This window comes from candidate division WOR-3 bacterium, from assembly GCA_026418155.1.
Lineage (GTDB): Bacteria > Hydrothermota > Tepidihabitantia > Tepidihabitantales > CAIPLT01 > JAOABV01.
The window spans coordinates 19,512-29,807 of record JAOABV010000018.1 but is presented as its reverse complement, the minus strand read 5'-3'; the positions used below and the strand labels follow the sequence as shown (position 1 = coordinate 29,807).

7 protein-coding genes are annotated in these 10,296 nt (G+C 36.0%); 2 read left to right on the top strand and 5 right to left on the bottom strand.

Translation table 11 applies throughout. The features are described from left to right. Positions 1 to 81: 81 nt before the first annotated feature. Complete coding sequence (locus tag N2201_03670) at positions 82 to 1,971, bottom strand: acetate--CoA ligase family protein (GenBank protein MCX7785310.1); 1,890 nt, start codon at positions 1,969 to 1,971, stop codon at positions 82 to 84. Positions 1,972 to 2,129: 158 nt separating this feature from the next. Beyond that, on the bottom strand, positions 2,130 to 3,968 hold the full coding sequence (locus N2201_03665; GenBank protein ID MCX7785309.1) for a GNAT family N-acetyltransferase: 1,839 nt from the start codon (positions 3,966 to 3,968) through the stop codon (positions 2,130 to 2,132). Between the two features lie 199 nt (positions 3,969 to 4,167). Here N2201_03665 and N2201_03660 point away from each other — a divergent pair, with 199 nt between their 5' ends. Together N2201_03660 and N2201_03655 are read left to right on the top strand one after the other, a co-directional pair. Then, positions 4,168 to 6,036, top strand: coding sequence for an ABC transporter ATP-binding protein/permease (locus N2201_03660; GenBank protein ID MCX7785308.1), 1,869 nt, complete (start codon positions 4,168 to 4,170; stop codon positions 6,034 to 6,036). 58 nt (positions 6,037 to 6,094) lie between these two features. Next, positions 6,095 to 7,792, top strand: a complete 1,698-nt coding sequence (locus tag N2201_03655; protein ID MCX7785307.1) for an ABC transporter ATP-binding protein/permease — start codon at positions 6,095 to 6,097, stop codon at positions 7,790 to 7,792. A gap of 152 nt (positions 7,793 to 7,944) precedes the next feature. Here the strand turns inward: N2201_03655 and N2201_03650 are convergent, their stop codons facing one another. Genes N2201_03650 through N2201_03640 form a run of 3 tightly spaced genes read right to left on the bottom strand, consistent with a single transcriptional unit; the run spans position 7,945 to position 10,060 of the window. Further along, the gene (locus tag N2201_03650) at positions 7,945 to 9,381 is read right to left on the bottom strand and encodes a T9SS type A sorting domain-containing protein (protein MCX7785306.1); all 1,437 of its coding nucleotides are present in this window, start codon (positions 9,379 to 9,381) and stop codon (positions 7,945 to 7,947) included. Between the two features lie 13 nt (positions 9,382 to 9,394). Then, positions 9,395 to 9,670 (bottom strand): T9SS type A sorting domain-containing protein, encoded by a 276-nt coding sequence (locus N2201_03645; GenBank protein MCX7785305.1) that lies wholly within the window; start codon positions 9,668 to 9,670, stop codon positions 9,395 to 9,397. Between the two features lie 45 nt (positions 9,671 to 9,715). After that, positions 9,716 to 10,060, bottom strand: a complete 345-nt coding sequence (locus N2201_03640; protein ID MCX7785304.1) for a hypothetical protein — start codon at positions 10,058 to 10,060, stop codon at positions 9,716 to 9,718. Positions 10,061 to 10,296 lie beyond the last annotated feature (236 nt).

Genomic DNA, 10,296 nt, shown 5'->3' with positions numbered 1-10,296 from the left:
CATATCGGCTGGTCCTTTGCCACGAAAGCCCTTAAGGATTTTATAACCTTTTATTTCTTGAATCATATGGGTTGCAGTCAATTATAAAATTGGACAGACGCGAAAACTTATATCTTTCAATACTTCAACATAGATACCACCTAAGCCAAACATAATAATCGGGCCGAACTGAGGGTCTTTTTTTATCCCCAAAATGGTCTCAATTCCCTTCTCCGCCATCTTCTGTATCAAATAACCTTCAATTTTAGCATCGGGCTTATGTTGTTTAATATGTTTTGGCATCTCTTGAAATTTCTGTAATAACTCATCTTCATTTCCAATATCAACCGCAACACCACCAACTTCCGTCTTATGCAAAATATCTGAAGAAACAACTTTGAGCACTACGGGAAAGCCGATGAGTTTGGCTTGGTCTATTAACTCCTGTGGGTCTGTAATCAAAACATTAGGTAGAATTGGGATTTTATATGCTGCCAAAATCTTATAGCCTTCTGGTTCAGTGATAAAATGTGGCGTTCTGGATTTGGCGGTCTTGATTATTGCTGCTACCTGATTTCGGTCAACATCATCAAATACTTTAATCTCAGTTGGCGGTAAATTAATCCATTCTTGAAAATCACACATATCGGCTAAAGCTTTGGCTGCAATCTCAGGAAATGGATAGTAAGGTATTTTTGCTTTCCATAAAGTTCGAATCACTTCCTTAGTATTTTCTAATGAGAGCAAACAACCCATTACTGGTTTAGCATAATTAGGTGCGATTGCACTAATCTCTTCAGCCACAACTTTAGTCTCTGCCATTAAGGTTGGAGTCCAGATACAAATAATGCCATCAACATTCTCATCTTCCAGCAGTAATTTCAATGCTTCGCGGTATCTTATTTCATCGGCATCACCAATAACATCAAGGGGATTATTAATACTGGCAGATGAAGGTAAAAATGCCCTGAGTTTTGTTTTCGTTGTTTCAGAAAATTGAGACAATACCAATCCATTTCTAATCACTGAATCAGTTGCCATAATTCCCATTCCACCCGCATTAGTAATTATGGCAACTCTTCGACTTTTCGGCAATGGTTGTCCAGAAAATGCTTTGGCATAGTCAAAAAGTTCACTCACTGTATCGACTCTAATTATACCGCATTGATGTAAGAATGCATTGTAGGCTTCATCTGAACCAGCCAAAGCACCGGTATGCGAAGAAGCGGCTTTAGCACCTTCTGAAGTTCGACCGGCTTTTATTGCTAAGATCGGTTTTCCAATTTTACTTGTTACTTCTGTAGCGATTTTTAGAAATCGCCTTGGCTCAACTAAATCTTCTAAATATAAAATTATTGCTTTGGTTTGTTCATCGTCTTTAAGGTATTCTAATAAATCATTTTCATTAATATCAGCTTTATTGCCAATGGAAATAAATTTTGACAAGCCAATGCCTTCGGCTTCAGCATATTCTAATGCGGTCACACCAACAGCACCACTTTGACTAATAAATGCGATATTACCTGGTTGTGGCACTGCTTTACCAAAAGTTGCGAACAGACTTACCCGATGGTCTGTGTTAATCATGCCAAAACAATTCGGACCAATTAAAGATAAATTGTGTTTGCTGGCAATTTCTTTAACTCGCTTTTCTAATTTTGCTCCGCTTTCGCCGATTTCCTTAAACCCAGCAGAAATGATTATTGCGCCTTTAACACCTTTTTGGCCGCATTCTTCTATAACCTCTGGCACAATTGGCGCGGGCACAATTATCACGGCTAAATCAATCTCATCTGGAATATGAAGCACTGAAGGATATGCTTTGACACCTAAGACACTACGGACCGTAGGATTTACGGGATAAACAATACCGGTAAAACCATTTAAGAGGATATTAGCAAAAGTTGCCTGACCAACACTACCTTTTTTCGTGGATGCACCAATTACTGCAATTGACCTAGGCCAAAAGATAAATTTAAGATTAGGATTCATTATCTATACTTATCACTGCAAACCTTAAAATTTATCATTACCTTTTAATAATCCTTCAGAAAATATTATAATGAATCATAATTTAGAATTAGGCTTCATCAAATTAGGTCTCCGAACCAAAACTATCCATAGGTTGCTGGATCTCGAAGTTCTTCTACTCATTCAGAAAACATCATCACTAATTTATATACGCCGTCTTCCCAACTGGTTTTGATTGGATAACCCATCTTATGCGTCAACCGATAAGCACCTATGTTAGTATCTAAGACATAGCCAATAAATCCTTTAATGCCTTTCATACGCGCAATTTTTATCAGAGTTGAAAAAAGCGCAGTTCCAACTTTTTTATTTTGCCAATTATCGGCAACCACAAAAGCAAATTCAGCCAAGCCTGAGGCTTTATCTAAGGCGTAACGCGCAACTCCGATAATCTTCTCTTCACCGGCTTGTTTTAATACGGCAACAATTGCCATCTCGTTTTCATAGTCAACATTAACAAATTTTGCTAATCTATCATGCGGCATTGCGTTAATATACGAAAAGAAACGATAATATATCGTCTGTTGCGAAAAGGTATAAAAGAGTTCTCTCAATAAAGGCTCATCTGTTGGCTTTATTGGTCGGATAAAGATTTTATGTCCATCTTTAGTTTCTGCCCAGGTTTCTAATTCTTCAGGATAGCGTGCCTGGACTAAAGGTAGTTCGGGTTGGTCTTGATAGACATATTTCAACTCTTTTGCCTTTTTCAATAGTTCTGCCCGAAACTTCGGATGCGCAATTGAAATTAAAGATAATGCCCTTTCTCGTATCGTCTTACCATACAAATTGGCAATACCCCATTCAGTGACTACATAATGAACATCGCCCCGGGTAGTCACAACACCAGCACCTTCGGATAAATGAGGAACAATTCTGGACTTTGTTTCGTCTGACCTAACTGAGGGCACAACAATTATCGGTTTACCGTCTTTGGACCGTGCCGCACCTCTTACAAAATCTAACTGTCCACCAATACCTGAATAAAAAAGATAACCTATCGAATCAGCACAAACTTGACCTGTCAAATCAATTTCGATTGCCGAGTTAATTGCTACCATCTTATCGTTTTGAGCAATAATAAATGGGTCATTAGTATAATCTACCGGATGAAATTCAAAAAATGGATTATTGTCAAGATATTGGTATAATCTTTTCGTGCCCATTGCAAATGAAGCAATGGCTTTACCCTTATGTAAAGTTTTCTTTTGGTTCGTAATTACACCTTTTTCAATTAAATCAATTATATTATCAGAGAATACTTCAGTATGGATTCCAATATCTTTTTTATCCTGTAAAAAATCTAATAAGGCAGTTGGCACGCCCCCATATCCGACTTGGATGGTAGAACCATCTTCAATCAAATCCGAAACATTTTTAGCAATTTTTCTAACAATTTCTGGCTGGGCTTTAACCGTAAATTCTAATAATGGTTGTTCCGAATAAACCAAATAGTCAATATCATTAATATGAATAAAAGAATCGCCTAAGGTTCGGGGCATATTGGGGTTAATCTCTGCAATCACAATCTTAGCAGATTCGGCTGCTGGTTTAGTAATGTCAACTGATATTCCAAAACTACAATAACCGTGTTCGTCTGGTAAGGACACGGTAATTAAGGCAACATCAATCGGTAATCGGCCACTACGAAAAAGTCTTGGTATTTCTGACAAGAAAATTGGAGTATAATCCGCACCACCTTGCCAAACTCGTTCTCTTAAATCCCGACCAATGAAGAAAGTATTAGTGCGGAATTTACCCGTCAATGCTTCACTAGCATAATCAACTATTCCCAAATTAAGAATCTGAGTAATCTCAACATCCTCTGCTGGTGCTGATGTAATGGCTTTAACCAATGATTGGGGTGAACCACATGCCGAACCAATAAAAACCCGATGGCCCGACTTTATTGCCTTTACTGCTTCTTCAGGTTTAATAATTCTCTTTTTCCAATCTATCATAACCAAAAGTATAATAACAAGAAATTATTTGTCAATAAAAATTAGTATAAAAAACTATGAAACTTCGCTTGAAAAGAGAAAAACCAGTTAAAAATTCAGTGAATTTTGTAATTCTTATAACTTTTGATTGCGAATAAATCCCCATTATCTCATTTGACATTTTTCAATAATATATTATCATTTTGATTATTCAATTATTATGTTTGGTAATGATTTGTTTTATTTAGAAGAAGAAGTTGCTGAGATTAAGACTTCGACGCGTAAGTTATTACAGCGTCTTCTCCCCTATTTTTATAAATTCCGTACCAGAATTATCACCGCCACAATATTACTTTTAGTCTCTACTGGTTTAGGTTTATTAGGTCCAGTCTTATTAAAACATGCTATTGATGTTGATATTAAACAAGGTAGTATTTCGGGATTAGTTCGAACTTCAATAATTTATCTTGTGCTTCAAATTGTTGTATATTTAATTGGCTATTTTCAACGCGTCTCTTTAGCCATCGTTGGAGAACGTGCCTGCGCTCTACTTAAAGAAAATCTATATCGTCATATTATTAATCTTCCTTTATCTTTCTTTGATAAAAATCCAGTGGGAAAACTACTGACCCGAGTTGATTCTGATACTGAAGCCATCAAAAATCTATTTACCACTTCAGCCGTCGTTTTAACCCAAGATTTAGTTTTGCTTATTGGAATGTCAGTTGTGATGTCAATTATTAACTATAAATTATTTTTAGTAATTCTTATTCTATTGCCACCATTTATTTATGCTTTCTGGTGGTTTCAGAAAAATATTCGACCAGTTTATCTTAAAGTCCGTAGAAAAGTTGCAGAAATAAATAACTTTGTCAATGAAACCTTACAAGCATTACCCGTAGTTCAAGCATTCAATCGAGAAGAACATTCGTACCAAAAAATGGAGAATCTTTCTAAAGATAAATTCCAACAAGAACTGGTGGGAATGAAATTATGGTATCGGATTTGGTTTTTAGTTGATTTTGGTGAAGTTTTAGGATTAGTTTTGATTTTAGGCATAGGTGGCATCTGGGCATTAAAAGGACTAATTACAATCGGCACACTTTTTTTATTTGCCAATTATATCACGCGTCTCTTTATGCCACTTCGAGGTCTATCGGACCAATTAAATATTATCCAAAGGGCATTGGCTTCAGCCGAAAGAATTTTCGGTATTTTTTCTGAGCGAACCGAAGAATCTCCAAAGATTGAGATTCGTCAGTCGCTTCGCTCCTTCAGAATGACAACCAGTCAAGAACCTAAGATTTGTTTTCAACATGTCTATTTTAAGTACGAGACAACAGAAAAGACCGAGCAAATTCGGGAATGGATTTTAGAAGATATTAATTTCTCAGTAAAAAACGGTGAGAAGATTGCGTTAGTAGGAGAAACCGGCGGTGGCAAGACATCAATTATCAGTCTACTCTTAAAATTCTATTTGCCCCAAAAAGGTAACATCTTAATAGATAACAAAGATATAATGGCTATCGATTATCAGACCGTTCGAAGTAAAATTGGATTTGTTCCTCAAGACATTATTCTTTTTCCTGGCTCGGTCTTGGACAATCTTCGACTATTTGACAAACAGATTTCATTAGAACAGGTTAAATCCGCAGTTGATCGAATAAAGATACTTCCAACTATTGAAAATTTTCCCAATGGCTTTGAAACAGATTTAGTTGCTCGGGGCATAAATCTATCTTTGGGTGAAAGACAACTATTATCTTTTGCCCGTGCCTTAGTGCGTGAGCCTGAAATTCTCATCTTAGATGAAGCAACTTCTTCAGTCGACCCACATACTGAACGATTACTTCAAGAAGGACTCGAGACCCTATTAAAAGGTAGAACTGCAATTATTATTGCTCATCGGCTTGCCACAATTCAAATGGTTGATAGAATCTTTGTCATTCATCAAGGTAAAATTGTTGAGCAAGGCACGCACTTAGAACTACTAAAAAAGCATGGCTACTATTATCGACTTTACCGTTTACAATACTTAGAAAAAAGAACAATTAGTGAGCAAAAACCTACCAGTTTTTCTATTAAATAATATGTTATCTCGTGATTATCAACTAATTATTGACTTTTGGAAAAAGAATCCTCGACGAATGATAATAATCATTATCATCACCATAATCGGAACCGGTATTTCTTTATCATTTCCTTATATATTAAAATTACTTATTGATGGTATTAAGACTCAACTTGCAGTTCCAAAACTATTAACCTATGTTGGTATTCTTCTTGGTTTAGGAGTTCATCGTTCTCTGGTCAATGTCGGCTTACCTTATGTTCGTGGTCGGACCAATGAACTATTTAACTGGAACATTCGCAGTCTGGTCTTTCGTCATATCTTAAAATTAGGACATAGTTTTACCAATAAATTTCCCAGTGGCGATATAATTGAACGATTAGACCAAGACTTAGGTGAACTATCTTGGTTTGCTTGTTCGGGTGTCTTCCGTCCCTTAGAAGGCATTTTAACGATAATCATTGCCCTTATAATTCTAATAAAACTCAATCCTTTATTAACTCTGATTTCAGTCTTACCAGTTTGGCTGGCGGTTTTAGTCTGGTTAAAATTAGGACCACTCGTCTATACTTGGTATCGTGCTTGGCGCGAGAAAATTTCCGAAGCCAATAATCATCTGGAATCATCATTTACTGGTATCAAGATAATTAAATCGTATTGTGCCGAGGACTGGAATATTAAACGATTTAATGAAATCTTAAAAGAACGGATTAATAGGTCTGTAACTGTAACCAAAGCCGAAGCCAAAATTGGAATATTCTTTTCTGGCATTGCTGAACTCGGCATTCTTCTAATTCTTTGGGTTGGCGGTATGTTTGTTATAAAACAACGATTAAGTCTTGGTTCATTTGTTGCCTTTAATGTTTATATCCTGATGCTGATAACTCCAATGTTTGATATTGGTAATTTCTTTGTTGCCGGCAGAAGAGCCAAAGCCGGTGAAGAACGCATCCGAGAACTAAAAGATACTTCTCCGGATATTAAAATTAGTCCCACACCACAAAAATTTAGCCAATGGCAATCAATTGAGTTCAAAGATGTCAGTTTCCAATATGAACCCAATCGGCATTTTGTGCTTCAACATATTAATCTAATTATCAAACCCAAGATGAAGATTGGAATTGCCGGAACAGTGGGGTCAGGAAAATCGACCATCATAAAATTATTATTGAGAATTTGTGAACCTACCAAAGGAGAAATTTTGCTCAATGATATTGATTACCGACAATTAGATCTAGACCAATGGCGGTCTCTATTTGGTTATGCGCCTCAAGAAGCATCGCTCTTTTCTGATACGATATATAATAATATCGTCTGGGGAAGAGATAAAAATATCAAAAATCAAATCCAATCTTTAACTGAAATTACGCAATTAGACGAGGATATAAAAACTTTTCCTGATGGTATTCAACAACAAGTGGGTGAAAGGGGCATTAGATTATCTGGAGGTCAAAAACAAAAAGTTGCCTTAAGCCGAGCATTGTTTTCCAACCCCGAAATTCTAATTTTAGATGACGCAACATCCAATCTTGATGCTCAAACCGAACAAAAATTAATCAACTCTTTAACCAGTTCACAATTTGCGCAAACTTTGCTCATCATATCACATCGTCTGACCTTACTTTCAATTTGTGATATTATCTATTGTCTGGATAAGGGTAAGATTGTTGAAACCGGAACTCATCAAGAACTACTATCTAAAAAAGGTTTATATTGGAAACTTTATCAGCGACAAATCTTAGAAAAAGGACTTGCCATTATGCACAACGAATAGATAACTCTGTTTAGAAGCGGTATACAGCAGTATATCAAATATTAAAAATTAAATATTAAAAACACTCACCAAAAATAAAATTATCCAAAAGTAGTATTTGATATTTAATATGTATTTTTGACTTTTGATATTTGATATTTAATTTTTCTATTCTATTTTGCTACAATCAACTTTTTAGTTATATTATCATCGCCCATTTTCACAAAATAGACACCGCTTTTAATATTTTCCAGCGAGACCTTGTGCACTTTTTTATCTTTTGACCTTTTGAACTTTTCTTCTCTTATCAGTTTGCCTGTTATATCAAATATCCTTAGTCCTATGACACTCTGAACCTGATTAAAAGTCGGCGAAAAGCGAATCGTAAAATAATTCCTTGCCGGATTCGGAAAGACTTCCAGCAAAAGGTTATCAGCGGAAAGCATCTGTTGATTATCTGCTACACTGACATTTGCTGTTGGATTGCGCTTGTAGTATATTTCATAATTTCCATCTCGATTATCACACCAAACAACATGAACCGTAGAACCAGAAACGGCAATTGATGGATATAACGAATTACCCAAAGAATTTGTCAGACGAATTTCAGGTAACCAGGTAATTCCGCCATCTACAGATTGCCTATAGTAAATTTCATAATCTCCATCCCGATTGCTTTGCCAGACAATGTGAACATTTAAACCCGAAACCGCAATTGATGGCGCACAAGAAGTTGCAGAATAGTTTGTAAGGGAATATTCGTCTTCCCAGTTGACTCCGCCATTAGTAGAACGCTTATAGTAAATATTGCGTAGCGCAGTTCCACGATAACTATTCCAAGTTAAATGAATATTTGAAGCATTAACCGCAATTGATGGTAATTCTGCTCCAATCCTATCGTGAGTAATTGCAGAATCTTCAGTCCAGTTTGCACCATTATTAGTAGAACGTTTATAATTAATGCGTCCGAACCCTCCAGACCGCGCATCCCAAAAAGCTACATGAAGATTTGTTCCCGTTACAGCAATTGACGGTCCATCAGCAAAAGCATAAATATATGAAATGCGAGTTGTTGGACCCCAGGTGGTTCCATTATTAGTTGAGCGTTTGTAATAAATTTGATGTGCTTCCCACCTTTCTTGACACACCATATGAACATTTGAGCCTGAAACGGCTAAAGATGGACAATAGGTGGCAACAGAATTATTGGTGAGACGAGTATCCGGTCCCCAAGAGCCGCCTCCATTAGTAGAACGTTTGTAATAGACTTCGCTATTGCCATCTCGGTCGTCAAGCCAAACACAATGAACATACGAACCGGCAACTGCGACTGAGGCGTTTCCTGATGATGCGGAATTATTTGTCAGGCGAGTATCTTGTTCCCAATCAGTCCCACTATTTATAGAACGTTTATAATAAATCTCTAAATTTCCATCCCGTCTGTCAGACCAAACAACATGAACAGTATCACCATTAGCAGTTATACACCAAGTATTATTTAAGCAAGTATAAGACACACTGTCATTATAAGTTAATCTTACATCTGGTTCCCATTGGGCTCGAAGTGTAATCGGAAATATTATCAATATAACAATAATTACATTTCTCAACTTATTTATTCCCCTATCTTGTGATAATAATTTTTACAGTTTGATTAGAGTTGTCTGCTTTTATAAAGTATACACCATTCTTAATTCCATCCAACGAGACTTTTGGTTCTTTCTCACCCTTTGAACTTTTGAACTTTTCTTCTTTTACTACTCTTCCTGTAATATCATAAATCCTTATGCGGTCAATAGAACGCCGTCCGCAAATCGTAAAATATTTTCTTGCTGGATTCGGATTTATTTCCAGTTTTTGGTTTATTATACCCGATGTTAGTTCTGATACGTCAGTCATTGCATCTCGAATAACTGAGATACTGTAATTTCCCAAATTGGCAACTTATATCCGATTCGCCGGGTCGGCTTCAACTGCAATATTAGTAATTACTTGATTAGTAAAGCTGTCAATTACAGTAACGGACATACTACTATAATTCGCCGAATAGACCTTATTATTTATTGAATTCCAACAAAGTGCGCTGATATTACTTCCAGTTGGCACGCTAGCAATCTTTTGATTGGTCGCACCATTGATTACAATTACCCAATTACCTGCTGAACCACCAACATAAATCTTATTATTTGTTGCATTAAAAGCAAAAGATTGGGGATTTGATATACCACTCAAACTGTCTGGAAGATAAATTGTCGTTTCTAACCATTGAGCATAGGAAACTGAAGTCATCAGTAAAAGAGTCAGGGTGGAAAAAGCTTGAGAGTATTAATTTTAGTTTTGTCATAATACCCTCCGCAATTACATCTACTTAATTATATCAAAAAGTGATAAAATGTCAAGTTATTTTTATTTCTATCTTTAACACATCAAATCTAAATTTACACAAAAAATATTATACACTACCTTATTAAATCAATCCTAATAGAATTTTATTGGGACAAATGAGATAATTGTATAAATTGAAA